Origin of the sequence: Pseudomonas sp. KT_2_4, from assembly GCF_041410225.1 — a bacterium.
Classification (GTDB): domain Bacteria; phylum Pseudomonadota; class Gammaproteobacteria; order Pseudomonadales; family Pseudomonadaceae; genus Aquipseudomonas; species Aquipseudomonas paracarnis.
Genome location: NZ_CP166962.1, coordinates 1,185,078 through 1,211,382 on the forward strand (window position 1 = coordinate 1,185,078; position 26,305 = coordinate 1,211,382).

24 protein-coding genes are annotated in these 26,305 nt (G+C 61.0%); 8 read left to right on the forward strand and 16 right to left on the reverse strand.

The window, feature by feature from the left end; all coding sequences use genetic code 11:
* Positions 1 to 21 precede the first annotated feature (21 nt).
* The 9 genes from AB9N64_RS05305 to iolC form a co-directional block, all read right to left on the reverse strand.
* Positions 22 to 957 carry a sugar ABC transporter substrate-binding protein gene (locus AB9N64_RS05305; RefSeq protein ID WP_014718766.1) on the reverse strand — a complete coding sequence of 312 codons (936 nt, stop codon included), beginning with the start codon at positions 955 to 957 and terminating at the stop codon, positions 22 to 24.
* Positions 958 to 1,006: 49 nt separating this feature from the next.
* Positions 1,007 to 1,183 carry a hypothetical protein gene (locus tag AB9N64_RS05310; RefSeq protein ID WP_003191673.1) on the reverse strand — a complete coding sequence of 59 codons (177 nt, stop codon included), beginning with the start codon at positions 1,181 to 1,183 and terminating at the stop codon, positions 1,007 to 1,009.
* 126 nt (positions 1,184 to 1,309) lie between these two features.
* A complete protein-coding gene (locus AB9N64_RS05315) occupies positions 1,310 to 2,338 on the reverse strand; it encodes a Gfo/Idh/MocA family oxidoreductase (RefSeq protein ID WP_032901667.1) in 1,029 nt (342 codons plus the stop codon).
* Between the two features lie 150 nt (positions 2,339 to 2,488).
* The gene (locus tag AB9N64_RS05320; protein ID WP_106111302.1) at positions 2,489 to 3,499 is read right to left on the reverse strand and encodes a Gfo/Idh/MocA family protein; all 1,011 of its coding nucleotides are present in this window, start codon (positions 3,497 to 3,499) and stop codon (positions 2,489 to 2,491) included.
* Positions 3,500 to 3,518: 19 nt separating this feature from the next.
* On the reverse strand, positions 3,519 to 5,450 hold the full coding sequence (iolD, locus tag AB9N64_RS05325) for a 3D-(3,5/4)-trihydroxycyclohexane-1,2-dione acylhydrolase (decyclizing) (RefSeq protein WP_371360022.1): 1,932 nt from the start codon (positions 5,448 to 5,450) through the stop codon (positions 3,519 to 3,521).
* A 149-nt stretch (positions 5,451 to 5,599) separates the two neighbouring features.
* Entirely contained in the window at positions 5,600 to 6,421 is an 822-nt protein-coding gene (locus tag AB9N64_RS05330) for a TIM barrel protein (protein ID WP_014718770.1), read from the reverse strand.
* 26 nt (positions 6,422 to 6,447) lie between these two features.
* A complete protein-coding gene (gene iolB, locus AB9N64_RS05335; protein ID WP_371360023.1) occupies positions 6,448 to 7,236 on the reverse strand; it encodes a 5-deoxy-glucuronate isomerase in 789 nt (262 codons plus the stop codon).
* Positions 7,237 to 7,239: 3 nt separating this feature from the next.
* Positions 7,240 to 8,127, reverse strand: a complete 888-nt coding sequence (gene iolE / locus AB9N64_RS05340; RefSeq protein WP_019817189.1) for a myo-inosose-2 dehydratase — start codon at positions 8,125 to 8,127, stop codon at positions 7,240 to 7,242.
* A 148-nt stretch (positions 8,128 to 8,275) separates the two neighbouring features.
* On the reverse strand, positions 8,276 to 10,213 hold the full coding sequence (iolC, locus tag AB9N64_RS05345; protein ID WP_371360024.1) for a 5-dehydro-2-deoxygluconokinase: 1,938 nt from the start codon (positions 10,211 to 10,213) through the stop codon (positions 8,276 to 8,278).
* A gap of 284 nt (positions 10,214 to 10,497) precedes the next feature.
* On the opposite strand from iolC, the gene AB9N64_RS05350 reads away from it, so the two are divergent.
* Entirely contained in the window at positions 10,498 to 11,406 is a 909-nt protein-coding gene (locus AB9N64_RS05350; protein WP_005787722.1) for a MurR/RpiR family transcriptional regulator, read from the forward strand.
* A gap of 213 nt (positions 11,407 to 11,619) precedes the next feature.
* On the opposite strand, the gene AB9N64_RS05355 is transcribed toward AB9N64_RS05350, so the two are convergent.
* Positions 11,620 to 12,525: a hypothetical protein gene (locus tag AB9N64_RS05355; RefSeq protein WP_014718774.1), complete on the reverse strand. Its 906-nt coding sequence runs from the start codon at positions 12,523 to 12,525 to the stop codon at positions 11,620 to 11,622.
* 375 nt (positions 12,526 to 12,900) lie between these two features.
* On the opposite strand from AB9N64_RS05355, the gene AB9N64_RS05360 reads away from it, so the two are divergent.
* Both AB9N64_RS05360 and AB9N64_RS05365 read left to right on the forward strand, forming a co-directional pair.
* Positions 12,901 to 13,584 (forward strand): response regulator transcription factor, encoded by a 684-nt coding sequence (locus tag AB9N64_RS05360; protein WP_003191687.1) that lies wholly within the window; start codon positions 12,901 to 12,903, stop codon positions 13,582 to 13,584.
* Complete coding sequence (locus tag AB9N64_RS05365; protein WP_014718775.1) at positions 13,562 to 14,953, forward strand: HAMP domain-containing sensor histidine kinase; 1,392 nt, start codon at positions 13,562 to 13,564, stop codon at positions 14,951 to 14,953. The genes AB9N64_RS05360 and AB9N64_RS05365 overlap by 23 nt, the downstream gene beginning before the upstream one ends.
* A 7-nt stretch (positions 14,954 to 14,960) precedes the next feature.
* On the opposite strand, the gene AB9N64_RS05370 is transcribed toward AB9N64_RS05365, so the two are convergent.
* Positions 14,961 to 16,562 (reverse strand): murein L,D-transpeptidase, encoded by a 1,602-nt coding sequence (locus AB9N64_RS05370; protein ID WP_371360025.1) that lies wholly within the window; start codon positions 16,560 to 16,562, stop codon positions 14,961 to 14,963.
* A 39-nt stretch (positions 16,563 to 16,601) separates the two neighbouring features.
* Here AB9N64_RS05370 and AB9N64_RS05375 point away from each other — a divergent pair, with 39 nt between their 5' ends.
* Together AB9N64_RS05375 and AB9N64_RS05380 are read left to right on the forward strand one after the other, a co-directional pair.
* On the forward strand, positions 16,602 to 17,330 hold the full coding sequence (locus AB9N64_RS05375; protein ID WP_019817186.1) for a murein L,D-transpeptidase catalytic domain family protein: 729 nt from the start codon (positions 16,602 to 16,604) through the stop codon (positions 17,328 to 17,330).
* A gap of 30 nt (positions 17,331 to 17,360) precedes the next feature.
* Positions 17,361 to 18,107 (forward strand): creatininase family protein, encoded by a 747-nt coding sequence (locus AB9N64_RS05380; protein ID WP_236265724.1) that lies wholly within the window; start codon positions 17,361 to 17,363, stop codon positions 18,105 to 18,107.
* A gap of 74 nt (positions 18,108 to 18,181) precedes the next feature.
* Here AB9N64_RS05380 and AB9N64_RS05385 read toward each other — a convergent pair whose 3' ends face one another.
* Together AB9N64_RS05385 and AB9N64_RS05390 are read right to left on the reverse strand one after the other, a co-directional pair.
* Entirely contained in the window at positions 18,182 to 18,523 is a 342-nt protein-coding gene (locus AB9N64_RS05385; protein WP_014718779.1) for a hypothetical protein, read from the reverse strand.
* A gap of 45 nt (positions 18,524 to 18,568) precedes the next feature.
* On the reverse strand, positions 18,569 to 19,213 hold the full coding sequence (locus AB9N64_RS05390; RefSeq protein ID WP_014718780.1) for a hypothetical protein: 645 nt from the start codon (positions 19,211 to 19,213) through the stop codon (positions 18,569 to 18,571).
* Between the two features lie 138 nt (positions 19,214 to 19,351).
* Between AB9N64_RS05390 and AB9N64_RS05395 the strand changes: the two genes are divergently transcribed.
* Positions 19,352 to 19,636, forward strand: a complete 285-nt coding sequence (locus tag AB9N64_RS05395; RefSeq protein ID WP_122301679.1) for a hypothetical protein — start codon at positions 19,352 to 19,354, stop codon at positions 19,634 to 19,636.
* Here the strand turns inward: AB9N64_RS05395 and yfcF are convergent.
* A complete protein-coding gene (gene yfcF / locus AB9N64_RS05400; protein ID WP_058410523.1) occupies positions 19,595 to 20,227 on the reverse strand; it encodes a glutathione transferase in 633 nt (210 codons plus the stop codon). The genes AB9N64_RS05395 and yfcF overlap by 42 nt on opposite strands.
* Before the next feature lie 146 nt (positions 20,228 to 20,373).
* Between yfcF and AB9N64_RS05405 the strand changes: the two genes are divergently transcribed.
* Positions 20,374 to 21,813 carry a hypothetical protein gene (locus AB9N64_RS05405; RefSeq protein WP_371360026.1) on the forward strand — a complete coding sequence of 480 codons (1,440 nt, stop codon included), beginning with the start codon at positions 20,374 to 20,376 and terminating at the stop codon, positions 21,811 to 21,813.
* Here AB9N64_RS05405 and AB9N64_RS05410 read toward each other — a convergent pair.
* Complete coding sequence (locus AB9N64_RS05410) at positions 21,810 to 22,352, reverse strand: DUF924 family protein (protein ID WP_371360027.1); 543 nt, start codon at positions 22,350 to 22,352, stop codon at positions 21,810 to 21,812. The genes AB9N64_RS05405 and AB9N64_RS05410 overlap by 4 nt on opposite strands.
* 71 nt (positions 22,353 to 22,423) lie before the next feature.
* Here AB9N64_RS05410 and AB9N64_RS05415 point away from each other — a divergent pair, with 71 nt between their 5' ends.
* Positions 22,424 to 23,578: a DUF1624 domain-containing protein gene (locus AB9N64_RS05415; protein WP_038450415.1), complete on the forward strand. Its 1,155-nt coding sequence runs from the start codon at positions 22,424 to 22,426 to the stop codon at positions 23,576 to 23,578.
* A 249-nt stretch (positions 23,579 to 23,827) separates the two neighbouring features.
* On the opposite strand, the gene metE is transcribed toward AB9N64_RS05415, so the two are convergent.
* The gene (gene metE / locus AB9N64_RS05420) at positions 23,828 to 26,116 is read right to left on the reverse strand and encodes a 5-methyltetrahydropteroyltriglutamate--homocysteine S-methyltransferase (RefSeq protein ID WP_371360028.1); all 2,289 of its coding nucleotides are present in this window, start codon (positions 26,114 to 26,116) and stop codon (positions 23,828 to 23,830) included.
* Positions 26,117 to 26,305 lie beyond the last annotated feature (189 nt).

Sequence of the window (26,305 nt, forward strand, 5' to 3'; positions counted from 1 at the left end):
CTTATTGTTGTGGTGTCAGGGCTACTTGAAGTCTTTGACGTTGTCCGGGGTGATCAACTGGAACGGGATCACCACGTTCTGCTCGACCGGCTCGTTCTTGGCCATCTTGCGCGCCGCCTCTACCGAACCCACCGCCTGGCCTTTGGCATCCTGAAACGCCGACACGGTCATGTCGCCTTTGGTGATCGCGTTCAAGCCATCGGGCGTGCCGTCGACACCGGCAATCAACACGCTGCCTTTTTCCTTGCCGGCCGATCTCAGGGCCATGGACGCACCGATCGCCATCTCATCGTTGTTGGCCAGCACCGCATTGAACTCCCGGCCCTGGGTCAGCCAGTCGTTGACCAGGGTCATGCCCCTGTCACGCAACCAAATGCCGGTTTGCTCCTGCTCGATCTTGATGTCCGGGTACTTGGCCAGCACTTCCTTCACGCCCTTGGTGCGATTGGTGGTGGAGTTGTTCGCCAGGTCGCCCAAAAGAATCACGATCTTGCCCTTGCCGCCGAGCTTTTCGGCGATGTACTGCATTTGCAGGCGGCCGGCCTCGACGTCATCGGAGGTCACGGCCACCACGTCCTTGGGCAAGTCTTTCTGGTCAGGACGGCGGTTGACGAACACCAGCGGGATACCCGCCTTGGTGGCGGCACTGATGATGTTCTTGGTCGACGCGGTATCGACCGGGTTGACGATAATCGCGTCGACCTTCTGGCTGATGAAGTTCTCGACCTGGCTCAACTGCTTGACCACATCGGCGCGGGCATCTTCGAACTGCAGTTGCACGCCATCGCCTTTTGGATAGGACTTGGCTTGCTTGTCCATGTCCTCGCGCAGGTAAGTGAGGAAGGTGTCATCGAACGCGGACATCGTCACGCCCACCTTGAGGTCGGCGGCGCCGGCAACGCCACTGGCCAGCAGCATGGACAGGGCCAGGGCGGTAAAACGGATCGGGGTCTTCATGAACGGTCTGTCTCCACTTTCTTGTTGGTTTTTTTCGACGTTGCGTTGATCAGGACTCGGCTGTCAGTCGCACCACCGGCGCGCCAGGAATGCAGCACACCAGCGCGCCCTGGTTTTCGACGCACAGCACATTCAGGAAGGAGAAGTAGAACGGCCGGGCGCGGGGCAGTCCGCGTGGCGCTTGGAGGGGGCGTAAAACTCGCAGTACAGCGTTGAAGATTTTCATCTGACGGTACCTGGTTGTTTTTGATCTTGTTTTTGTTGAGTCGCCCGTAGGTTCCGGGACGTACTTTATGCAACCTGGAAAAGACTGTATTAGAAAATAATTTCCATATCAACTTGTTTTAGAATTTTATTCTATTTTTGTCGAGACCACCTGCTGGCGCTCAGCGCTCAACCGTGCGGCATCCAATATACGGGTGGTTTCCAGGGCGTCATAGGCGTTGACCGGCAGCGGCCCCTGCCCCACCACGGCCGCTTGCAACTGCCGATAGAATTGGGGCCAGCAGCCCTTCTCCGACGGCACCCGCTCACGCTCCGACCCTTGTTCGAACCAGCCCCAGCGTCGGTGCTCCTCAGCGCCCCAGTGGTCACCTTCGGTTTTCGGCGACTTGCCGGCCAGCAGCACTTCTTCTTGGCCGTCCAGGCCGTCGATGGTGTAGCAACCCAGGCTGCCACTGACGCGAAATCGCGGCGCCTGGCTGTTCTGCAACGCGTTGCCCCACAGGTGCGATATCACGCCGTTGGCATGAGTGAGGGAGACAAAGAAGCCGTGGTCCACGGTGGGATGTTCTGGTGTGTAGTGCAATTGGGCGAACACCCGCTCCACCGGTCCGAACAGTTGCAACGCCTGGTCCACCAGATGGCTGCCCAGGTCGCGCAGCCATCCTCCACCGCTGGCATTGCCCACAGCTTGCGGGCTGTAGCGCTCCACGCGGGATTCAAAGCGGGTGATGGTGCCCAAGGCGCCAGCGTCGATCAGTTTGCGCAGGGTCAGGTAATCCGAATCCCAGCGCCGATTCTGATAAACACTGAGCAACGAGCCCTGACGCTCGGCAGCGGTAATCAGGGCCTGGGCTTGTTCGGCGTTGGCGGCAAAGGGCTTGTCGCTGACCACCGCCACCCCGTGCTCGATGGCTTCCAGCACCAAGGCCGGGCGACCTTTGAGGGTGGTGGAAATCACCAGGGCATCGACGCCGGCTTCGACGATCTGGCCGATGGAGTCGAAGGCTTTGACACCTGGAAGATCAGTACTCAATTGCTGGCGACGTTCGGGTGAACGCGTCACCACGCCGACAAAGGTGGCGCCAGGCAGGGTGGCGATCAGCGGCGCATGAAAAAAGCGCCCACCGTGGCCGTAGCCCACTAGTCCGATTCGCATGCTCAACTCCAGAATTGATTTGGGAACCCAAGCAACTGTGGGAGCTGGCTTGCCTGCGATAGCAGTGTGTCAGGCACTGAATCTGCCACTGATAGACCGCTATCGCAGGCAAGCCAGCTCCCACAGTGTTAACCACATTTCTTCAGTGAGTTAGCCGTAGAAGTGTGGGCGATCTGGCAGGCTGACTTTCACAATCTGCCCACTGCCCTGGGCTTCAATACACGCATCTGCCGCCACCGCCGCCGCAAACCCATCCCAGGCCGACGGCCCGCCGACCTGCCCGGCCAGCACGCTGTCGATAAATGCCTGCAACTCCACGTCATAGGCACCGATAAACCTATCCTTCCAATCCATCAGGATCGCGTTGGACAGCTTCGCGTCGCTGCGCAGTTGCACCTGAGATGGCTCCGGCAACTTGGCGATACCGCTCTCCCCCACCACCTCACACTGGATGTCGTAGCCGTATTGGCAGTTCACAAACACTTCCACGTCGATACGCGTGCCTTTGGCAGTTTCCAGCAGCACGATCTGTGGGTCGCGCAGGTGCGCCAACGCCTTGCTGGTCTTGCGCGGGAACACCACCTGCACGGACACGTAGTCGTCGTTGAGCAGCCAACGCAGCACGTCCAGCTCATGGATCAGGGTGTCGGTGATCGCCATGCCGGTGTTGTAGTTCTCGCCCACCGTGGGGTTACGGTGCGCGCAGTGCAGCATTAACGGCTCGCCAATCTGGCCGCTGTCGATCACCGCCTTGAGGGCGCGGTAGCCTTGATCATAAGGGCGCATGAAGCCCACCTGGACCAGACGCTTACCGTGTGCCACTTCGGCCTCGACAATGTTGCGGCAGCCCTCGGCCGTCACCGCCAGGGGTTTCTCACAGAACACCGGTTTGCCGGCGGCGATGGCGGCCAGTACGAACTCTTCGTGGCTGGGGCCCCACGAGGTCACGAGGATCGCTTCGACCTCCGGCGAACTGATCAGCATATGGCCATCCGGATACACCTCGGCATCCAGTTTCAAGTCCGCCACCACCTGGGCCGCCTGATCAAGGTTGATATCAGTGACCGCCACCACCTGGCTGTTGAGCAAGGCCTGGCTGCAACGACGAATATGGTCCCGGCCAATGGCGCCCGTACCAATCACTCCAAGCTTCAAAGACATGCAAACACTCCTCTTGTTGTTAGTACTGCCGGGCCTTGGCCAGGTGTTCATTGAGTTTTTTTGCCGCTGCATTCGTGCGTTCACTGGTGGACACTTGCGCCACACCCACCCGCCACCACGACAGGTAGCCGTGGATCATGGTCTTGGGCAGCACCTTGATATCGATCAGGGTCGAGACGGTTTGCGTGCGCGCATCGGCCAGGGCCGCGTCCAGCTGCTCTACCGTGCTGACCTTGTAGGTCTTGCAGCCATAGGCCGCCGCACTCATGGCGAAATCCACCGGCACTAGGCCGCCGTCGAGCTTGCCGCTCTCGGGGTTACGAAAGCGGAACTCCGTACCGAAGCTGTCCATGCCGTTGCCGATCTGCAGGTTGTTGATGCAACCGAACGCCATGTTGTCCAACAGCACCACGTTGATCTTGCGGCGCTCCTGGATCGAGGTGGCCAGCTCCGAGTGCAGCATCATGTAGGAGCCATCGCCAACCAGGGCGTACACCTCCTTGCTTGGCTCGGCCAGCTTCACGCCCAGGGCAGCGTTGATCTCGTAGCCCATGCATGAATAGCCATATTCGACGTGGTAGGTGTTGACGCCCTTGCTGCGCCAGGCACGCTGCAAATCGCCGGGCAGGCTGCCGGCGGCAGCCACGATGATTGCGTCATCGGCCAGGCGTGCATTGAGCACGCCGAGCACCGCGCTTTGGGTCAGGCACGAACCGGTCAGCTCGATGAATTCCCGCAGGACGGCACGGTCCAGGTGGTCGTCGACTTCGGGGACAAACTCATCGCCCTGGTAGTGCACCTGATGCACGCGGTCCACTTCGGCGTCGAGTTGCGCCTTCGCGTCAGCGACCTGTCCGCCCCAGCCCGAACGGTAATCGCCCAGGGCATCGGCCAGTGCTTCAAGCGCAACTTTCGCATCGGCCAGCACTTGCACACCGTCCAGTTTCAACGCATCGCAGGGGCTGATATTGAGGTTGAGAAACTTCACCTCGGGGTGCTTGAACAGCGATTTTGACGAGGTGGTGAAGTCGGTATAACGAGTGCCGATGCCAATAATCAGGTCGGCCTCAGGCGCCAGCAGGTTAGCCGCCAGGCAGCCGGTTTCGCCGATGCCGCCGACGTTCAACGGATGGCTGGAAACCACGACGCTCTTGCCCGCCTGAGTTTCCGCGAAAGGAATATCGAAACGCTCGGCAAAGGCTTGCAGTGCCTGGTTGGCGCCGGAGTACTTGACCCCGCCGCCGCAAATGATCAGCGGCTTGCGCTTGCCGCGAAACGCAGCCAGCGCGTCACCGATCATGGCGCTGGTGGCCGGGCGTCGGTCGATGCGGTGCACGCGTTTTTGCAGGAAATAGTCGGGGTAGTCCCAGGCTTCGGCTTGTACATCCTGGGGCAAGGCCAGGGTCACCGCGCCGGTTTCAGCCGGGTCGGTCAGCACGCGCATGGCATGGATCGCCGCGGTCATCAGTTGCTCCGGGCGGTTGATGCGGTCCCAGTATTTGCTTACGGAGCGGAAGGCGTCGTTGGTACTGATGCTCAGGTCGTGGAATTGCTCGATCTGCTGCAACACCGGGTCGGGCTGGCGGCTGGCATAGACATCACCGGGCAGCAACAGCAACGGGATGCGGTTAGCGGTGGCGGTGGCTGCGGCGGTGAGCATATTGGCCGCGCCCGGCCCGACCGAGGCCGTGCATGCATAGATCTTGCGGCGCAGGTGCTGCTTGGCAAACCCGATGGCGGCATGGGCCATGCCTTGTTCGTTGCGGCCCTGGTGCACCACCAAGTCGCCGCTGTCCTGCTCCAGGGCCTGGCCGAGGCCCAACACATTGCCATGCCCGAAAATAGTGAATACCCCGGCGACGAACTTGCTCTGTACGCCATCGACCTCGATGTATTGATTATCCAGAAACTTCACCAGGGCCTGGGCCATGGTCAATCTTGTTGTGGTCATCACTTGCACCTTGTGTGACTGCAATTGAAGTGTTCAACACCGATCCACTGTGGGAGCTGGCTTGCCTGCGATAGCGGTCTATCAGTTGCACATGTATTGCCTGACACACCGCTATCGCAGGCAAGCCAGCTCCCATATTTTTGATCGCGTTATGGCAAGGGCTTTTGCAAATACGCCATGCTGCTGCCCAATGCCTGCCGGATATCCGCCAACCCATGCACGCTTTCGGCAAACGGCTCAAACGACAAATAGCCGCTGTAGCCAGTGCTGAGCAAGGTGTCGATCTGCGCCGCATTCCCGAGGATATCGTCCTCGCCCACCAGCACGCGGTGGCCGTCGCGGATCGAGTCGAGCGGCGCCTCGCGGTCTTCCACCCCGGAGATATGCACCAGCCCGGTCAGCTCCGGGAAGAACTCATGCTCGCCGGCCAGGTGATGGTGAAAGGTGTCGTGCACCACACGAAACACATCCAGGCCACCGATGGCCTTGATGGCATCCACTGCCACGCGCTTGCGGCGCAGGGCGGATACGGTGAAGCCCAGAGGCTCGATGAAACCTAGAATCCCGTACTCGCGCAGGATCAACGCCAGCTCGCTCAACGCCGTGCGCAAACCGGCGGCGCGCTGCGCGTCGTTGCGCGTATCACCAGGCTGATTGAACGGGCACATCACCAGGCCCTGGGCCCCGCACTCACGGGCATAGGTGGCCAGTTCGATTGCCTGGGCACGGCGTTCGTCGTTCCACACATCAAAGGGGTACAGCGCGTTGATCGACAACACCTTGATGCCCTGCGCGGCGCACAACTCACGCACGCGGCTGGCGGACATGCCGTATTCGATCTCGCGGTTCTTGAGGTCGTTGCGGATCTCGATGGCATCGCACTGAAGGGCTTTGGCCAACTGGATAAAATCCGCCAGGGGCAAATCAGGCGCGACCATACGGTTAAGGGCAAAACGTAGCGGCGACTTCATTGTTGTTGTTCTCCGTCCAAAACCGTTTAAAGGTCCAGCAGCCAGCTGTGCTGCGGGTCGTTATGGAAATGCCAGGCGCGCTTGGGGCCGGCCATGACGTTGAGGTAATAAGACTCGTAGCCATACGGCACGCTGACCGGGTGATACCCCTTGGGCACCACCACCAGGTCGCTGTTTTCCACGGCCATGGCCTGGTCGATGCTGCGATCATCCGTGTACACACGCTGGAACACGAAGCCCTGGGGCGGGTTGACCTGGTGATAGTAGGTCTCTTCCAGAAAGCTCTGGTGCGGCAGGTCGTCGGTGTCGTGCTTGTGCGGCGGGTAGCTGGAGGAATGCCCGGACGGCGTGCGCACTTCCACCACCAGCAGCGAATGGGCCGGCTCGCTGTCAGGCAAGATGTCGCACACGTAACGGGTATTGGCGCCTTTGCCGCGCACACTGCGCTTGCACTGCTCGGGGCGGATCAAGCGCGGGGCAAAACCCGTAGCACCCGGCGCTGCGCAGACGGCAATCTGCACGTCGCTCAGGGCCGTGACTCGGGCGTCAGTGCCCGGCGGCAAATAGGCGGCGAACGGTGACTTGTCTTCGAACACCGACTGGCGATCCCCCAGGTTCTGCCAATTGAAGACTTCGCCTTCAATATTCACCCGACCGCTGAGCAGCACCAGGCACAGTTCCTGATCGCCCGCACTGACCGGCAGGGTTTCACCCAGACTCAGGCGGTACGCGGCAAAGCCTACGTACTCCAGGCGACCCGCCTCCAGGGCAACCATGGTTTGCCCGCGTTTGCTGCTTTTGACCAACAAGCTCATCACTCAAGTCCTCTGGTTGAGAAGCGCACGCAGGGTGTCGTAACCCTTCTTGGCGTAGATATAGCTGGGCGCCACGGCCGGGTCCTGCTCGGCTTCCACCACCAGCCAGCCCTTGTAGTTCGCCGCGAGCAACACATCCAGCAACGGTGCGAAGTCGATATCACCATCGCCAGGCACGGTAAAAGTGCCGTTGACGATGCAGTCCGGGAAGCTCCACATCTGGTTACGCGCCAGTTGCACCACGGGTTTGCGTACATCCTTGAAATGCACATGGCATACGCGGTCGATATGCTTGCGCAGCACCTCGATGGGTTCGCCGCCGCCCATGTAGCAGTGGCCCGAATCGAACAGCAAGCCGACTTCCGGGCCCGTGCGTTTCATCAACTGGTCGATGTCCTCGGGGGATTCGACGTACGCGCCCATATGGTGGTGATAGGCCAGGCGCACGCCCTGGGACAGGGTGAAACGCGCCAGCTCGGTAAGCTTGTCGGCGTAAGCCTGCCAGGCCTGTTCACTGTGAAAACGCGGGCGCTCGATCAGGCGGATGCGCGAGCCCTGGATCGAGTCAGCCACTTCGCCGTATACCAGTACCGAGGCGCCGTTGTGTTTGAGTAGTTCGACATGGGCGGCAATCGCCTCGATTTCTTCAGCCACCGAACGGTGGGCCAGACGGCTGGAGTACCAACCGGACACCAGCGCCAGGTCATAAGGACGCAGCACGTCAGCGACGCCCTTGGCATCCTTGGGGAATTTGCCGTTGAGTTCAAAACCTTCGTAGCCGATGTCCTTGCCTTCGCTCAGGGCCGTGCTCAGCGGGGTCTCACCGCCGAGGGCCGGGAGGTCGTCGTTGCTCCAGGAGATCGGGTTGATGCCAATTCGGATTGCGGGCATGGCTGCACCTTTTGTTTTTATCTTCAGAATTCACTGGGATCTGCTTTGTGTGGGAGCTGGCTTGCCTGCGATAGCAGTGTGTCAGGCAGTACATTTGCAACGGATAGATTGCTATCGCAGGCAAGCCAGCTCCCACATTTGATCGTATTTACTGTCGGGCGCTGAGCCAGGCATTGATGAGCTGTTCGAAGGTCGCCTGCACGTGCTGGATCAGCGTTTCATCATCAATCTCCCCCGCCATCCACGCCCGGCTCGGCTCGTGGAAGATCGTGCGGCCCACGGCAAACCCACGGCAAGTGCTGCTCTGGCTGGCTTGCTTGAAGCCATCGGCGAGAAACTCGGGGGAAGCATTCAGGCCCAGCAACACCACGCCACGGCAGTAGGGGTCGCGTTCCTGGATCAGTTCGTCGAGCTTTTTCCAGTCTTCGGCCGATTGGGTTTCGATCTTCCACCAGGCCGGGTAAATGCCAAGGTTGTACAGGCGTTTAAGGCTGCGGTAGAGCACGTCCGGGTAGGTGGACGGGTGATCCTTGGGTGGGATGACTTCCAGCAGCAGTTCGTGACCACTGACCAGCGACGCCTCGTACACCGCCTTGAGTTGCGCTTCCTGTTCCAGGCGCAGCATCGGCTCGTCATCGGGGTGAAACTGCACCAGGCACTTGATGATGTGTTCCTGGGGCCAGGCAATCAGGTTGCTGCCGATCGAACGCCCGTGCTCGAACGCCAGGGGCCGCGAGTTCTGCACTTCCACCGGGCGAGCGATCCACCAGCCGCGACCGCTGGCGGCGTTGAGTGCATCCTGGCCAAAGCGTTGGTCGGCTAGCAGGCCCACATCCGCCTCGACGCCCTGCTCGCTGAGTTTGCGCTCCACGCGTTCGATGGCCTGGATAAACAACTGCTTGATGTCGCTGATACGCTCAGGGGCCTGGCCGCCTTTTTGCGCCAACTCCACCAATTGCCAGCGGTGGTCGAAGGCAAAGACGAACAGTTGCTTCCAGACTTTGCGCGGCACCGTGACACGGTGCAGGCGTTGCAGGGTCACGTCCTGGTCCGGCCGGGTGATGGGCACGGGGCTGTTGAACAGGTAATCGAGTTCGGCGGGGGTCGGCATCGCTGGCGCACAGGCGTGGCGCGATACCACCAGGCCGCCACAGGCATTGGCTAACTGGCTGCAACGCTCATCGCTGGCGTCATTGATCCAGCCGCTGAGAAAGCCCGACATAAAAGCATCGCCTGCGCCCAGCACGTTGAGCACTTCAACCCGCACGCCAGGATAGATGGCCCCGTCTTCCAGGCGCGCCGGGATTGCGCCGTGGATCACCGTGCAGCCCTGGGGGCCGAGCTTGACCACCAGGGTGGCCGGGGTCAGTTCACGCACGGTGCGCAGGGCCGTGAGCAGGTCTTCACTGCCGCCGGCAATCAGGAATTCCTCTTCGGTGCCGACGATCAGGTCGAAACGCGGCAGGATCTTCTGCACATGCTGGCTGACATTCTGGTCGGCGACGAAACGGGTTTCGCCATCGGCCTTGCCGGCCAGGCCCCACAACACGGGGCGGTAGTCGATGTCCAGCACGCGCTTGACGTTGTGCCTGGCCGCGTAATCCAGGGCCTGGAGGCTGGCCTTGTACACGCCGTCGGTGGAGAAATGCGTACCGGTGATCAACAACGCTTTGCTGGAGGCGATAAAGGCTTCGCTGATGTCTTCGGCGCGCAGGGCCATGTCGGCGCAGTTTTCGCGGTAGAACACCAGGGGGAAGGTTTCGCGGTCCTTGAGGCCCAGCAGCACCAGGGCGGTGAGGCGCTCAGGGTCGACCTTGATGCCACTGACATCACAGCCTTCGCGGGCCAGGGATTCCACCAGGAAACGGCCCATGTGGTCATCGCCGACCCGGCTCAGCATCGCCGACTTCAGCCCCAGCCTGGCGGTGCCGAAAGCGATGTTGGCGGAAGATCCGCCCAGATACTTGGCGAAGCTGGACACATCCTCAAGCCGCGCACCGACTTGCTGCGCATAGAGATCGACGCCCAGGCGCCCGAGGCAAATCAGATCCAATTGACGCCCACTGGCAAAACGAGTCTGGCCCATGCTGGCTCCTGTTATTTTTATCAGCCTGCGTTGTGCCGCCGTGGCGACGGCAAACGCTCTTGGTGGGAGCAGACTAGAACGTCCGGTGGCAGCAATCAATATTTATTCCATAATTATTTTTAGTGGAATATTTTTTCCAATACCTCAGGATAGCGGCACGCCAGCGCCCATGCATCGTTTCAGCAGGCCACGCGGGCCGTGATGCCGGGGTATTTTTTTGCGCCTACCCTGTAGACTTGCGCCACCTATCAGCGCATCAGACGAACACGCCAGAAGGATTGCCCATGTCCCGCACCGATCCCGAGACCACCCTGGAAGAAACTGTCGCCAGCCCTCCGATCAATGCCGAACGCCTGTTGCAGCTGATCACCGACGAATACGAGAGCCTGCCGCGCCAGCTCAAGCGCATCGCCAGCTACATGAGCCAGCAGAGCGACCGGATCATGGTCGACCGCATCAGCGACATCGCCCGGGAATGCGAAGTGCACCCCTCGGCCATCGTGCGGTTCTCCCAGCGTTTCGGCTTTAGTGGGTTCAGTGAGATGCAGGCGCTGTTTCGTGAGGCGTATACCCACAAGACCACGCCGGTACAGAACTACCAACAGCGCATCCGCAGCATGATCGCCAACAAGTCCCAGAAGGCCAGCGGCGGCGACCTGGCGCGCGAGTGCGTCAACGCCACCCTCTCGGGCATCGAACGCTTGGGGCTGGAGTTGGACGATGCGGCCTTCGAGAAAGCCGTGGACCTGGTGGTCAATGCCGACAACATCTACGTGGTCGGCGTGCGCCGCTCCTTTGCGGTGGCCGACTACCTGGTCTACAACCTGCAGCACACAAACAAGCGCATCCACCTGATCTCGGGGCTAGGCGGCAGTTATCGCGAGCAGATGCGCAGCGTGCGCGCCAATGACCTGGTGATAGCCATCAGCTTCACGCCCTACGGCAAAGAGACCCAGCACTGCCTGCGCATCGCACAGCATCACCAGGCCAAGACCCTGATCATCACCGACAGCAACCTGTCGCCCCTGGCCAAGCGCGCGAATGCGGTGCTGTTGGTCAATGAAGGCTCCTCGTTTGCTTTCCGCTCGCTGAGCGCCACGCTGTGCCTGTGCCAGGCGTTGTTCATTGCGGTGGCGTATCGGTTGGAATTGAAGGTGGATGAGATTCATGAGCAGGTTGGGTTCGACGACTGACGGGGCCTGCCCTACCCCTGCCCTGTAAGAGCGAGCTTGCTCGCGCAAAACGCAAGAACGCCGCGGCCATTTTGAATGAACGCGGCGCCCGGCAGTTCTTCGCGAGCAAGCTCGCTCCTACAATTAGTGCATGAAAATCGCGATCAGAATGATCACCGGAATCGGCACGCCGAGGAACCACAGCAGTAATGAGCGCATCATGTTCTCCTTGAATTAACGAACGTAGTTTTCGGTTTCGACGTACACCACGGCATCCCGGCGGCGACCGCCAAAGGTAGCGGCGAAGCTGGCGAAGAACGCACCGATGAGCAAGGCCACGAAGGTCCACAGGGATGTGTAGGCCGCCACTTTCGCTGCGGTTTCAGCAGCTTGCTTGGCTTTGAGCTTGGCGTCTTCGACGGCTTTGCGCGCATCGCCATACACCTTGTCGATACGGGCTTCGGCATCGGCCTGGCTCAGGTTGGTGCGCTGGCTGATCAGTTGGGCCAGGTAGGCGCGATCTTCCGCTGCCAGTTGGCCGTCGTTGCTCAACGTACGCGTCAGGATACGACCGACCACGGCGTGGGCTGCATCATCGCTGACCGCCGCTGGGCGATCATCGCGAAACAGGCTGTCGACGTAGTAACCGAAGTCACCACTGTCGGCACCCTTTGCCGCGCTGCCCGCAGCTTGGGTGAGGCCGCTGGCGGCACCCGATGCCACGCTGGCGCCAGCTTTCACGCCGCCGCTGACCACACTGCTGACCGAACCGACCACCAACATCGCCGTGATCAATGTGGCCACTGCCCACGCCAGGAAGCCATGGGCGGTGTCGCGAAAGTACACCTCGTCGCCGTGCATATTGGCCCACTTCACCCGCAAACGACCGGCGATATAGCCGCCCAGGCCAGAAGCGACAATCTGGGTGAACGCCAGCCAGACAATCGTGGAAATGCCAAGGCCCTTGGCGCTGATACCGCTGTCAGCCCAAGGCGACACCGCCGAAAAGCCCAGGCCGAAGCCCAGCAACACCAGGATCAATGACAAGGCGGCCGCCGCAGCAGCACCGGCGAAAATCGCCCCCCAGGAAACCCCGGAGAGCGTGCTTGACTCTTGCAGCGTGGATGAGGATGTGATCATTGTTGTTTTGCTCCAGGCACGAAAAATGATGTTACAAGTCTCAAAACGGACAGTGCAGGCAGCGTGCCAGCTGCGATTGAAATTAAATTCCTTTAATTTCAATGATTTATTTAAATTGAACTTAGCCAGATCATGCAGGTTGCAATAAACGGCGATATTAGGCGGGCGTAATGCACTCCCCTGTGGGAGCTGGCTTGCCTGCGATAGCGGCATGGCAGCCAACGAATATGCCAGCAGGTAAGCCGCCATCGCAGGCAAGCCAGCTCCCACAGTGCGATGTCGGCTTGAAGAAGATGAAGTTTTATTTAGGAAACATTCAGCAACTTCTTGGCAAAATGTCGCCACTTCTAGTGTGAACGCTCACCAGGTAATCCTATGACCCGCATTTTGACCATCGAGGATGACGCCGTAACGGCCCGCGAGATTGTCGCCGAGCTGAGTAGCCATGGACTGGACGTAGATTGGGTGGACAACGGCCGCGAGGGCCTGGTCCGTGCCGTGAGTGGTGATTACGACCTGATCACCCTTGACCGCATGCTGCCCGAACTGGATGGCCTGGCCATCGTCACCACGTTACGCACTATTGGGGTGTCTACGCCGATCCTGATGATCAGCGCCCTCTCCGATGTCGACGAGCGCGTGCGCGGCCTGCGTGCCGGCGGCGACGATTACCTGACCAAGCCGTTCGCCTCGGATGAAATGGCCGCCCGTGTCGAAGTGCTGCTGCGGCGTAAAAGCACGGTCCAGGAATTCGAAACCGCCCTGCGCGTGGCCGACCTGGAACTGAACCTGATCAGCCGCGAAGCCAGCCGCGCCGATCAACCGCTGACCCTGCTGCCCACTGAATACAAACTACTGGAATTCCTGATGCGCAACACCGGGCAGATCCTGTCGCGGATGATGATTTTCGAGGAAGTCTGGGGCTATCACTTCGACCCCGGCACCAACCTGATCGACGTGCACATCGGCCGTTTGCGCAAGAAAATCGACCCACCGGGCCTCACGCCGCTGATCCGCACGGTACGAGGCTCGGGTTATGTCATTGCTGAACCCCTCTAAAGGCTGGCGCTCTTCCAGCAGCCGCTTGCTGGCGCTGTACAGTTCGTTGTTCGTGGCGTGGAGTTGCATCCTCATGGGGGTGCTGTACTACGAGGTCTCAGGCTACCTCAGCGACTTGTCGCGCCATTCCCTGTTGCAGCGCCAGCATCTTTTCCAGCGTTTCGACGGCGAAGAGCTGGTGGAAGCGCTGACCACCAGCATGACCTTCGACATGAAGGGCGTGGACGCCTATGGCCTGTTCGATGAGCAATTTCGCCCCTTGAGCGGGCCGATCCGCGCCGTGCCACCCGACTTGCCGCTGGATGGCAAGATCTACGCCCTGACCAATTGCGTGCAATCCGATGATCCCAAGCTGCCCAAGGACAGCTGCGACGCCGTGGCCACCCACACCGAAGACGGCCGCTGGCTGGTGTTGGTGCGCGCCAACGGCTCGTTGTTCGGGGTAACGCGGATTATCTGGCACGCCCTACTGTGGGCGCTGTCCTTGACCATCATCCCCGGCGCTGCCGGCTGGCACCTGCTGCGCCGTCGCCCGCTGCGGCGTATTCGCGGGATCCAGGCCAGCGCCGAGGCCATTGTCGCCGGCGACCTCACGCACCGGTTGCCGCTGTCCAACCGGCGCGACGAGCTGGACATGCTTGCCGCCATCGTCAATGCCATGCTCGACCGCATCGAAAAACTGATGAACGAGGTCAAGGGCGTGTGCGACAACATCGCCCACGACCTGCGCACCCCGCTCACCCGCTTGCGCGCCCAGCTTTACCGCATCAAGCAACAAGCCGAGGAAGACTCGGCCCACGCGGTAAAGCTCGATGACGCCATCGCCGAAACCGACACGCTGATGGCGCGTTTTCGCGGGCTGCTGCGCATCTCGGAACTGGAAGACCACCAGCGCCGCTCGGGCTTCCTGGTGCTGGACCCGCTGCCGTTGCTGCGCGAGCTGCATGACTTCTATCTGCCCCTGGCCGAAGAAGGCGAACTGGAGCTGGTGTTACAAGCGCCTGATTCACTGCCGTGGATTACCGGTGACCGTGCGCTGCTATTCGAAGCCCTGGCCAACCTGCTGAGTAACTCGATCAAGTTCACCCCACCCAAGGGCAAGGTGATCCTGCGAGCAGTCAACGACCTGGGCAGTACGCGCATCGAAGTGCTCGACTCCGGGCCAGGCATTCCGGCTGCCGAGCGCGCGTCGGTGTTCCAGCGTTTCTATCGGGTCGATGAGAGTGATCAGCAAGGCGGCTTTGGGCTGGGCCTGTCGATTGTGGCGGCGATCATCAACTTGCATGGGTTCAAGCTGGAGGTGGGCACCAGTGAGTTGGGCGGCGCCCGCCTGGTGCTGGAATGCCGCCAGCAACTGATGCCGGAATAAGCGCGCCCTAGAGCACGCTGCCCATGGCCTTGATCAACACCGGGTCACGCGCATAGATATCCGGCGCGTACACCAACTCGCCCTGACGATCCACTTCTACCGTCCAATACCCCAACAGCACCGGCACCGGCGTGGCCAGCCTGAATTCATGGGTTTCGCCGGTCGCCAGCAGCTCATCGGTGCGGGTGCGTTCGGCGGGCGTTACCAGCAGGTCGCGCAATAACAACGGTTGCTCGACCCGCACGCATCCCGAACTGAACGCCCGTGGGCCCTTGGTGAACAAGGGTTGGCTGGGGGTGTCATGCAGGTACACCGAATACGGATTGGGAAAGCGCATCACAATCTTGCCCAGCGGGTTACGCGGACCGGCCTGCTGGCGCAGCAGGATATTGCCGGGGCGTGCCCAGTCGACCTGGTCGGGCGTCAAGGGGTGACCTTCGGCGTCGAGCACTTGCAGGTTTTGCTGGCGCAGGTATTCAGGGTTGAGACGGATGGCTGGCAGTTTGTCCTCGCGCATGATGGTCGGTGGGATGGTCCAGGTGGGGTTGAGGGTCAGCCGGGTAATACGCGACTTGAGCAACGGCGTCTGGCGTTCGGCCCGGCCTACTTGCAGGCGGGTTTGCCACACCGGGATGCCGCTCTGGTACACGCTCAGTTGCGCGGCGGCCACATTGACCACGACGCCTTCAGGCTCCAGGTCCTGGGCCAGCCAGCGGAAGCGCTCCAGGTTGATGCGCAGTTGTTCACGACGCATCGCCGGGCTGATATTGAGTTCAGCCACGGTGCCGGCGCCGACCACGCCGTCGGCCTGCAACGAGTGGCTGAGCTGGAAGGCTTTCACCGCCTTGACCAATTCGCCCTGGTATTGCTTGCCGTTGCCGCTGGGCAACTGGGCCAGGTAGCCACCGCTGTGCAGGCGCCGCGCCAACTCCGGCACCCGGGCGTCGTTCATGCCCGGGCGCAGCAACGCGCCCTCGGCGACCGGGTCCCAATGGGGCAGCGGCTGCTGGCGCACGCCGGCATAGGCATTGCGCAGGCTGCGGTACAAATCGGCGCTGGGCCGCGCATGATCGAAGGCTTGGGCCATGTCTTGCAGGCCGGTGGCGGCGAACGCCAGTACCTCAGCATTAGGATCGCCACTGGGCGGCTGTGAATGCCATAGAGGCTCAAAGCGCGATTGCTGTAGACGCCCGTAATGCAAATCCTGCAGGGCTTGCAGGTACTGCTGGCTGTTGGCGATATCGCTGCACAGCACGTTGGCCGTGGCATCCGCCGCGGGCAAGCTATAGTGGGTGGGGTCCAGGCCATCGTCGGCAAGCATCAGCAACTGGCTGTGCAAGGCTTGCCGGCGTTCATCAGCCGACCATAGCGGCGCATCGCCCTGCTGCTGGTAAAAGGCTTGCAGGCGCACCAACGCGGCGGCATCTATGCGCGGCGCAAGGTGCGGGCAGACACTGGTCAACTGCGCCAACGCCTGTTGCAGTGGCGCCAGCGCGACCGGTGCAGGGGTGGTGACGGGTAATGGCTCCACCGGCAGCGTTTCGGCTGTAGCGACCAATGGTGCAACGAGCAGGCAAATGCTCAAGTAACATGCGTGTTTTTTGAACAATTGACTTAGCTCCACTCCACAGCGGGGACTCGACTGTAGATGCTGACTTTTATACGCCTGCTCAGGCTAACCAGCCTGGGCTTGATCACTGGGTGCCTGGCTTTATTGAGCAATGTTGCGCTCGCCGCCAATGGCACCTCTCCTTCCCTGTATAGCAGCCTGGCGCGCTCGGCTCCAGAACTCAATCCCACCGTGCTGAAAAGCGCCCTGAGCGCCGTGCAGTGCGCGGTCAATAACGGCGAGGAGCGTTCCGATCGCCTTGCGGTTATTGACTACTCCCAGCCCTCGACCGCCCGTCGCCTATGGATCTTCGACCTGCGCAAAAAGACCTTGGTTCTACGCGACCTGGTGGCTCACGGTGCCAAGTCCGGGGAAAACTTCGCTACCCAGTTCTCCAATCTCGAGGGCAGCCACCAGTCGAGCCTGGGCTTGTTCCGCACCCAGGAAAGCTACCTGGGCGCCCATGGCTACTCGCTACGCATGGACGGTCTGGAACCCGGCTTCAATGACCAGGCCCGCGACCGCGCCATCGTGATTCATGCTGCCGACTACGTCAGCCCATTGTGGAGCAAGCGCGAAGGCCGTATCGGCCGCAGCCAGGGTTGCCCGGCCGTGCGTCCGCAAGTCGCCCGCCAAGTGGTGGACAAGCTCAAGGACGGGCAGTTCATGTTTTCGTGGTACCCCGACCAGCGCTGGCTGAAGTCATCGACCTACCTCAATTGCAAACCCCAACAGGTGGCGAGTAGTCGTACAATCCGTGGCGGATAGCCTGTCCCCACTGATAAAAGAGAACGTCGCATGCTTCTACACACCTCCACCTGGATCGAAATCGGGCAGTTCCTGGAACGCAGCCGCACGGTGGTGATTCCCATCGGTTCCAACGAGCAACATGGCCCCACCGGCCTGCTGGGCACTGACTGGATGTGCCCGGAGATCATCGCCCACCACGCCCAGAAGCACGCCGACATCCTGGTCGGCCCGACCTTCAATATCGGCATGGCCCAACACCACCTGGGCTTTCCCGGCACCATCTCCCTGCGCCCTTCCACCTTTATCGCCGCGATTGGCGACTGGGTGCGCTCGCTGGCCGGGCATGGTTTCGAAAAGATCCTGTTCCTGAACGGTCACGGCGGCAACATCGCCACGATTGAAGCGGCGTTCTCCGAGCTGTACGCCGAAGCCAGCTTCGCCCGCCGCCCGGCCGGGTTTGCGCTGAAACTGGTGAACTGGTGGGACCTGGAAGGCGTCACTGACCTGGCCCAGCGTCAATTCCCGGTGGGGCATGGCAGCCACGCCACGCCATCGGAAATTGCCGTGACGCAGTGGGCGTATCCGGATGCGATCAAGTCTGCCGAGTACTCACCGCAAATCGCCAACACTGGTCCGATCCGTGAAGCCCTGGACTTCCGTGCGCGCTTCCCTGACGGCCGCATGGGCTCGGACCCGGCGTTGGCTACTGTGGAGAAAGGCGGTGAGTTGGTGGCTTTGGCGGCGCAGGGATTGATCAAGACTGTCGATAGCTTCAGCAACGAAGCCAAACCCTGATCCAAATGGGCGCCAATACCCTGTAGGAGCGAGCTTGCTCGCTCCTACAGGGTGGATTTGCGTTGTGCCCGGGTTTATTTGCAATCCTGGGCGGCCTGCTCGAGCCTAGATGGCTTGATCGCCGAAGCCAACGGCTTGCGCTCATACAGGAACACTTTGGTGCCGTCCTGGGACTTGTAGGCCTCCAGCACATCATCGGCGGCAATCTTGCTGGTCAACAGCACCTTGGCGTGGCGCGAGTTCTGGGTGACGGTCGAGGTGATGCCGTGCTTTTCCAGCTTGGGCAATACGCATTGCACATAGCCATCGGGGGTCTTGTTGGTTTGCAGGGTCAGCGATGGGGCGTTGGGCGCCGTGATACAACCGGTCAGCAGCAACGAAGCACAAGCCAGGGCCGAGGCGAAGAAAGAGCGCATAAACATTCCTGAAAATAACCAAATAGGGTTCACAACCATCGCGGATCAACCTGCGCGAACCAGGGCCTTGAGCGACGCATCGAACTGCTTCAGGGCATCTTGCTGTACATCGCGTTGTTGCTCGATCAGTGCAGCAATCTCCGGCGCCGCCTTGTCGTGCACCCACACTGACGGCACGTGCTTATCCACCGAGCCTTCGGCCTTGGCGATAAATTGCAGGTTCGCGTCGTAGAAGCGTGCGACAAAGCGTGCTTCGACCCGGTCATTACGCTGGGTGAGCAATTGGTTATGGGTATCGAGCACCACCACCACATCCGGGTGCGCCTGCACCAACTCATCCAGGCTGCTATAGACCGTCACCGAGAGAAAAGTGCCCTGCAACGAGTGCATCAACCAGTCGATCGCCAGTTCCGGGTCGGAGCTGTTGACGAACGCCTCGCGAATCCGCCCATCCAGGGCATCCTTGGCGCCGTTCTGCGCCATGGCGTGGTAGCGTTCGAGGTAGCTGAGGTTGTCGCGGGTGTTTTCACTGAACAATACCCCCACCGACTGGGCACGCTGCAGGGAGTCTACGCTACCCACCAGTGGCAGCAAATGGCCTGTACGCACTTCATCGGCCATCGCCGGGGTGGTCATGACCGCGGTGCCCAGCATCAGGGCCATCAAAGCCAATTGGATAATCGTCCTCATCGCGCATTTTCCTTGGGCTGCGTCTCGATGTGCAGATTCTGCGCGTTTGGCGAAAAAACAGAACTTGTGATCCTTGATGGTGACTATCATTTGAACCGATAGTGTCAGGCCGCCCATAAAATCTATAAGGACCCCGCCATGAAGCCCTACCAGAAAATCTTCGATCGTATCCGCGAGGCGGTACTGCCAGAGTTTCGCGAGCGAGTCGCCGACTACCTGGTTGAGTACGAAACCGTGTTGCTGAACTCACACGCCGACGCCGCGAAAAGCAGCGCCAGCGCCGAGCAATTGCGCGGTTATTTGCGCGGTTTGAACACCATGCGTGTGCTGGGCATGGCCGATTGGGAAGACCTCGACCGGCGTGTTGCCCAGCAGGCAGAGCTAGAGCGCGGGCCGTCGCAGCTCGACCCACTCGCGCACTGACGGCCGCTGCCACTGGCGTTGCGCGTAGGCCACCAGTTGCGCTGGCATGGCGTCGCCGTTGAGGATCAGGCGATTGAGCATCACCGCCAGGTCCACATCGGCAATCGACCACTGGCCGCACAGGTACTCGCGGTTATCCGCCAGCAAGGCTTGCGCCGCGCTGATCAACTTGGTCGCGGCGGCTTGAGCCTCTGCTGACAACGGCGGCCTCTTCTGCCCGCAGAACACCACCAGGGTCGAGCGCTCCTGGCGAATCGGCAGCAAGTCGCTGCGCAACCACGCTTGAACCTGTCGCGCCCTCGCCCGCTGCTGCACATCCGCCGGGTACACGCGGGTTTCGGGGTAGGCCTGGTCCAGGTACTCGGTGATGGCCGAAGACTCAGACAATGCAAAATCACCGTCTACCAAGGTCGGCACTCGCTGGGTCAGGGAGCGTTGGGCGTAATCTGCCGCCTGGGTTTGCCCGGCATCGAGGTCCAGGGTGAGGGTCTCGAACGCCAGGCCTTTTTCGCGCAAGGCGACAAACACCGACATGGCATAGGGGCTGGTAAACAGCGAATCAACGTAGAGGTGCAGCGGGCCTTGGCTCATGGGCAATCTCCTGGGGTGAGGCGTCACGCTACGAGATCCCGGCCGATAAAGACAATGCAGGGTTTTTATGGGGGCATTCCTGGCGGGAATAGCGCGGCTAGTGGCAATATTATGGCTACCGCTGATTTTCAAGGAAGGAACAGCACATGAAACAAGCAGTTGTGGTTATCCACGGCATCGGCGAGCAGCGCCCAATGGACACCTTGCGCGGCTTTGTCGAAGCGATGATCCCCACGGACACCCCCGATGGCAAACCTCTGTACTGGAGCAAGCCGGATCGGCTATCGCGCAACTTCGACCTGCGCGTACTGAAGGCCTCGGGCCGTACCTCGACGGATTTCTATGAGTACTACTGGGCCCACAAGATGCAGGGCACCAAGTTCGGCCATCTGCTGGGCTGGCTGTGGGACATCTTCAAGCGCCCGCGTCGCGACATTCCCGAGGCCATCGTGCCGATCTGGCGCAGCACGCGCTGGACGGTGCTGGTGTTATTGCTGCTGGTTGCCAGCGGTACATTGGCCACGGCCTGGGGCCAATTGCCCCCCAGCGACAACCCCTTCGCGCTGATCCCCCTGCTGCTCGTGGCCATGGGACTGGGGCTGCGCTATTCGGCGCTGGCGTACCTGGGAGACGCCGCACGCTACCTCAGCCCCAATCCGCAGAACGTGAGGGTGCGCGAGCAGATCCGTGCCGACGGTGTAGACCTGCTGCGTGCCCTGCACAACCAGGGCGACTACGAGCGCATCATCGTCGTGGGTCACAGCCTGGGCAGCGTGATTGCCTATGACATCGTCGGCTACCTCTGGCATGAATACCACGACCAACTGACCCAACTGACCCCCAGCAACCGTGAGCTGGCGGCCCGTTATGCCAACCGCGAACCGCTGCAACCGGTGGTCAAGGATGCCCTGCCCGCCGCCGGCGCCTTGCTGGACGGCAGCCTGAGCAGCCTGTTGAATTTTCGTCAGCAACAGACCGAAGCTTTTGCCGAACAGCGCGGCCTGGGCAACCCCTGGCGCATCACCGACCTGGTCACGGTCGGCAGCCCAATGGCCCACGCCAGCCTGTTGCTGGGCCGCAGCGTCAGTGACTTCCAGCAGCGTATGGAACGCCGCGAAGCCCCGGCCTGCCCGCCCACCGAAGACACCCAAGGCTACGGCTACAACGCCCGCCAACCGCTGATGCTCGGCCAAAAGCCCTTCACCCCGCACTACCTGCACCACGCCGCAGCCTTTGCCGTCACGCGCTGGACCAACCTGTACTTCCCTGCCCCCTTCGGCCTGTTCGGCGACATCGTCGGCGGCCCGGTCAAGCCCGTGATGGGCGGCGGCGTGCTGGACTTGCCGGTGACCGTGGGCAATGGCAAAGGCTGGCTGGCCAAATCCTGGTTGAGCCACACTCACTATTGGAGCGAACGCGGCGGTACGCAGGGTTACCTCAGCGCACTGGGCAAGGATGAACAGGCGATCAACGAGGGCCCGCGTCCTTCGGCCACTGAAGCGTTGCGATGGGCGATTGACCTCAAGGGTGTGCGGCGGTTTCGCCGTGTTGGCGCCCAGCGAAGCCTGGCGCCAGAGCACGCCTAACCGGCGAAGCCACCGGCCTTGAGGAAGGCGCGTTCTTCGTCGGTGCTCGTCCTGCCCAACACCCCATTACGATGGGGAAACCGCCCGAACCGCTCGATGATGTCGGCATGCTCCTTGGCCCAGTGGTAGGTGCTGGCATCCAACTGCTGGTTCAGGGCCAGGGAGCGTTGCTGGTCCTGGGGGTCTTCCGAATGTTCAAAAGGCAAATAGCAGAACGCACGCAACTGAGGTTCAACCTGTTGATCCAATCCTGCGTCCACCATCTTTCGCGCATACAACCGCGCCAGCGGGTCGGTGGCGAACATATGCGCCGTGCCGCGAAAGGCGTTGCGCGGGTACTGGTCCAGCAGGATCAGTAACGCCAGCGCGCCATCCGCCGTGGTCAACCAGTCTTCGAGTTCACGCCGCGCCGCCTGCATATGAGTGGCGTGGAAGCTGTCGCGAAAGGTCGCATCGAACTCGTCGTACTTGGCGAACCAACGCTTGGGCCCCGCCTGTTTCCAGAACGCGATTACGGCTTCGGCCGAGTGTGGGGTCATGCTTGTCATCAGCGCCTCGCTTAATGTTATAGAATAACGTCAATATTTTGCCTGCGTGTGACCCTTAACTTATGACTGACGCTATGACTTTACGCAAACGCCTGCTGTCCATCGACGCCCTGCGCGGCCTGGTGATCCTGTTTATGTTGCTGGACCACGTGCGTGAAACCTTCTTGCTGCACCGCCAGGTCAGCGACCCCATGAGCATAGACAGCACCGAGCCTGCGTTGTTTTTCAGCCGCACCCTGGCCCACTTGTGCGCGCCGGTGTTTGTGCTGCTCACCGGATTGTCGGCTTGGCTGTACGGCCAGAAATATCAGGGTCGTCGCGACGTGTCGGCATTCTTGTTCAAGCGCGGGCTGTTCCTGGTGGTGCTGGAATTCACCCTGGTCAACTTCGCGTGGACCTTCCAACTGCCACCCAGCGTGATCTATATGCAAGTCATCTGGGCCATCGGCATCAGCATGATCGCCCTCGCCGCTTTGGTTTGGCTACCGCGTGCCTGGCTGATCGGCTTGGCGCTGGTGATTATCGCCGGGCACAACCTGCTCGATGGGTTGCACGTTGCAGCGGGCTCGATGTTGCATGTGCCGTGGACGATCTTGCATGAACGCAACTGGATTGAAGTCTCTGAAAACCTGCGCCTGCGCACCACCTACCCGGTGCTGCCATGGATCGGTGTGATTGCCCTGGGTTACGGCCTCGGGCCATGGTTTGCCGATGCCACGCTTCCGGCTGTGCGCCAGCGTTATTTACGGGTCGCGGGGGTGGGCGCGTTGGTGGGCTTTGGGTTGCTGCGCGCGCTCAACGGCTATGGCGAGCAGCCTTGGCAGGTGTATGACAGCAGCGTGCTGACGCTGATGAGCTTTTTCAACATCACCAAGTATCCGCCTTCGCTGTTGTTTCTGGCGTTGACCCTGGGGATTGGCTTGCTGTTGCTGCTGGCGTTTGAACGCGCGGGGCATAAGCGCTGGATCGGCGTGCTGGCGGTGTTCGGCGCGGCGCCGATGTTCTTTTATCTGTTGCACCTTTATGTACTGAAAATCCTCTATGTGGCCTGCGTTGCGCTGTTTGGCCTCAACCATGGCAATTACTTTGGCTTCGACGGTATCGGTGCGGTGTGGTTGGCAGCGCTGCTGTTGCCGATTGCCCTGTACTTGCCGGTACGTTGGTTCGCCGGCCTGAAAGCACGGCGGCGGGACCTGGCGTGGCTCAAATACCTCTGACCTGATGCAGGCTAATTGTGCGGGGCGGTGTGTCAGCTACTAAATATTCAACTGAACCACCGCTTTCGCAGGCAAGCCAGCTCCCACACTGGTTACGCATCGCCCACATAATCAGCGCCTGCCACAGATCCCCTGTGGGAGCGGGCTTGCTCGCGAATACGGTGTGCCAGCCACTGCTGCTGTGACTGGAAGACCGCATTCGCGAGCAAGCCCGCTCCCACAGTTTTTAACCGCGCCCGGGCTCAGGAATCAGGCCAGTTCAGCACGCAGTTGGCGAGCGGCGGTGACCATATGAATGAGCGCCGCCTCGGTCTCCGGCCAGCCCCGCGTCTTCAAGCCGCAATCGGGGTTCACCCATAAGCGCTCTGCCGGAATCCGCTTGGCGGCCTTGCGCAGCAAGTTGGCCATTTCCGAGGCATCCGGCACCCGCGGCGAGTGGATGTCGTAGACCCCCGGGCCGATCTCATTCGGGTAGGCGAAGGCTTCGAACGCGTCGAGCAGCTCCATGTCCGAGCGGGAGGTTTCGATGGTGATCACGTCGGCATCCATGACGGCGATGGACTCGATCACATCGTTGAACTCGCTGTAGCACATGTGAGTGTGGATCTGGGTTTCATCGCTCACGCCACTCGCACACAAACGAAACACTTCAGTCGCCCAGTCGAGGTAGGGTTGCCACTGCGCCTGGCGCAACGGCAAGCCCTCACGAAAAGCCGCTTCGTCGATCTGCACGATCTTGATGCCGGCGGCTTCCAGATCGACCACTTCGTCACGAATCGCCAGGGCCAGTTGCCGGGCTTGCACTTCTCGGCTCACGTCTTCCCGTGGGAACGACCACATCAACATGGTCACCGGGCCCGTCAGCATGCCCTTCATCACCTTGTCGGTAAGACCTTGGGCATAGCGAATCCACTCCACGGTCATGGCGTTCGGGCGGCTCAGGTCGCCGACAATCACTGCGGGTTTCACGCAACGCGAACCGTAACTCTGCACCCAACCGAACCGGGTAAACACGTAGCCATCCAGTTGTTCGGCGAAGTACTCGACCATGTCGTTACGCTCGGCTTCACCGTGCACCAACACGTCCAGGCCGAGGTTTTCCTGCACCTCGACAGCGTGCTTGATCTCACTGTGCATGGCATCGACGTATTCGGCGTGGCTCAACTTGCCGGCCTTGTACGATTGGCGCGCCAGGCGGATCGACGCGGTCTGTGGGAACGAGCCGATGGTGGTGGTCGGGAACAGCGGCAGGTTAAGGCCGGCCCGTTGCTTTTCGATGCGCTGGGCAAACGGCGACTGGCGCTGGCTGTCCTGCGCCGTGATGGCGGCCACACGAGCTTGAACGGCAGGTTTGTGAATGCGTGACGATGCGGCGCGAGCTGCCTGCACCGCGCGGCTCTCAGCCAGGGCGGTGAGTACGCCAGGGGCTTCGGGCTGATCAACGGCCTTGGCCAGTAGCGCCACTTCCGCACACTTCTGCACGGCGAAGGCCAGCCAGCTTTTCAATTCGGCATCCAACTGGTCTTCCCGTTCCAGGTCCACCGGGCTGTGCAGCAGCGAGCAGGACGGCGCGACCCACAGGCGATCGCCCAACTTCTCATGGGCATGCTGCAAGATGGCCAGGGTTTTTTCCAGGTCGCAACGCCACACGTTTCGGCCGTTGACCACGCCCAGGGACAGCACCTTGTACGCTGGCAGGCGGTCGAGGATGGTCGGGTACTGGTCCGGTGCACGCACCAGGTCGATATGCAGGCCATCCACCGGAAGATTGGCAGCCAGGCCAAGGTTTTCCTCCAGGCCGCCGAAGTAAGTGGCCACCAATTTTTTCAGCGGGTCGCGCTGGATCAGGTTATAGGCGCGCTCAAAAGCGTTCTTCCAGTCCTGGGGCAGATCGAGCGCCAGGATTGGCTCATCGATCTGCACCCATTCCACGCCCAATTCGGCCAGGCGCTGGAATATCTGGCCATACAGCGGCAGCAGTCGCTCGAGCAGGTCGAGCCTGTCGAAGTCAGCGCCCTTGGCCTTGCCCAGCCACAAATAGGTCAGCGGGCCGATCACCACGGGCTTGACGCTGTGCCCCAGGTCGAGGGCTTCCTGGACCTCTTCGAAGAGTTGATCCCACGCCAGGTGGAATTGCTGATCGACGCTGAACTCCGGCACCAGGTAGTGATAGTTGGTGTCGAACCACTTAGTCATCTCCTGGGCATGGGCACCGCCGCAGCAGCTGTCACTGACGCCACGGGCCATGGCGAACAAGGTATGCAACGTGGCCTGGCCATCGACCGGGCGGAACCGCTCAGGGACCACACCGAACATCAACGAATGAGTCAGCACCTGGTCGTACCAGGCGAAATCACCGACCGGCAACAGTTCGATACCGGCTTGCTGTTGCAGCGCCCAGTGGGTGCTGCGCAAGTTACGGCCAACGGCGCGCAGGCCGGCTTCGTCGAGCTCACCCTTCCAGAACGCTTCCTGCGCTTTTTTCAGTTCACGATCGCGTCCAATGCGTGGAAACCCGAGGGAATGAGCGACTGCCATGACTTACAACTCCGATGGTCTAATTGATGGCGGTCATTGTCGGCAGAGGGATGTCTTGAGACAAACTCATTTTGCTCTAGATCATCACAAGATTCACTCATGTTCAGGTGGGCATGATATTAGCGGCGCTACTGTGGGTGTTTGTGGTGCCAGAGCCGGCGTCATCGCGGCCTCGCTGAGGCCCGAGCG

Coding starts and splice junctions, on each gene's coding strand:
- AB9N64_RS05405 (WP_371360026.1), top strand. CDS start 20,374: ATGAAACAAGCAGTTGTGGTTATCCACGGCATCGGCGAGCAGCGCCCA.
- AB9N64_RS05305 (WP_014718766.1), bottom strand. CDS start 957: ATGAAGACCCCGATCCGTTTTACCGCCCTGGCCCTGTCCATGCTGCTG.
- AB9N64_RS05360 (WP_003191687.1), top strand. CDS start 12,901: ATGACCCGCATTTTGACCATCGAGGATGACGCCGTAACGGCCCGCGAG.
- AB9N64_RS05415 (WP_038450415.1), top strand. CDS start 22,424: ATGACTGACGCTATGACTTTACGCAAACGCCTGCTGTCCATCGACGCC.
- iolB (WP_371360023.1), bottom strand. CDS start 7,236: ATGAGCTTGTTGGTCAAAAGCAGCAAACGCGGGCAAACCATGGTTGCC.
- AB9N64_RS05350 (WP_005787722.1), top strand. CDS start 10,498: ATGTCCCGCACCGATCCCGAGACCACCCTGGAAGAAACTGTCGCCAGC.
- yfcF (WP_058410523.1), bottom strand. CDS start 20,227: ATGAGCCAAGGCCCGCTGCACCTCTACGTTGATTCGCTGTTTACCAGC.
- AB9N64_RS05395 (WP_122301679.1), top strand. CDS start 19,352: ATGAAGCCCTACCAGAAAATCTTCGATCGTATCCGCGAGGCGGTACTG.
- AB9N64_RS05330 (WP_014718770.1), bottom strand. CDS start 6,421: ATGAAGTCGCCGCTACGTTTTGCCCTTAACCGTATGGTCGCGCCTGAT.
- AB9N64_RS05315 (WP_032901667.1), bottom strand. CDS start 2,338: ATGCGAATCGGACTAGTGGGCTACGGCCACGGTGGGCGCTTTTTTCAT.
- iolD (WP_371360022.1), bottom strand. CDS start 5,450: ATGACCACAACAAGATTGACCATGGCCCAGGCCCTGGTGAAGTTTCTG.
- AB9N64_RS05355 (WP_014718774.1), bottom strand. CDS start 12,525: ATGATCACATCCTCATCCACGCTGCAAGAGTCAAGCACGCTCTCCGGG.
- metE (WP_371360028.1), bottom strand. CDS start 26,116: ATGGCAGTCGCTCATTCCCTCGGGTTTCCACGCATTGGACGCGATCGT.
- iolE (WP_019817189.1), bottom strand. CDS start 8,127: ATGCCCGCAATCCGAATTGGCATCAACCCGATCTCCTGGAGCAACGAC.
- iolC (WP_371360024.1), bottom strand. CDS start 10,213: ATGGGCCAGACTCGTTTTGCCAGTGGGCGTCAATTGGATCTGATTTGC.
- AB9N64_RS05390 (WP_014718780.1), bottom strand. CDS start 19,213: ATGAGGACGATTATCCAATTGGCTTTGATGGCCCTGATGCTGGGCACC.
- AB9N64_RS05365 (WP_014718775.1), top strand. CDS start 13,562: ATGTCATTGCTGAACCCCTCTAAAGGCTGGCGCTCTTCCAGCAGCCGC.
- AB9N64_RS05310 (WP_003191673.1), bottom strand. CDS start 1,183: ATGAAAATCTTCAACGCTGTACTGCGAGTTTTACGCCCCCTCCAAGCG.
- AB9N64_RS05320 (WP_106111302.1), bottom strand. CDS start 3,499: ATGTCTTTGAAGCTTGGAGTGATTGGTACGGGCGCCATTGGCCGGGAC.
- AB9N64_RS05410 (WP_371360027.1), bottom strand. CDS start 22,352: ATGACCCCACACTCGGCCGAAGCCGTAATCGCGTTCTGGAAACAGGCG.
- AB9N64_RS05375 (WP_019817186.1), top strand. CDS start 16,602: ATGCTGACTTTTATACGCCTGCTCAGGCTAACCAGCCTGGGCTTGATC.
- AB9N64_RS05385 (WP_014718779.1), bottom strand. CDS start 18,523: ATGCGCTCTTTCTTCGCCTCGGCCCTGGCTTGTGCTTCGTTGCTGCTG.
- AB9N64_RS05380 (WP_236265724.1), top strand. CDS start 17,361: ATGCTTCTACACACCTCCACCTGGATCGAAATCGGGCAGTTCCTGGAA.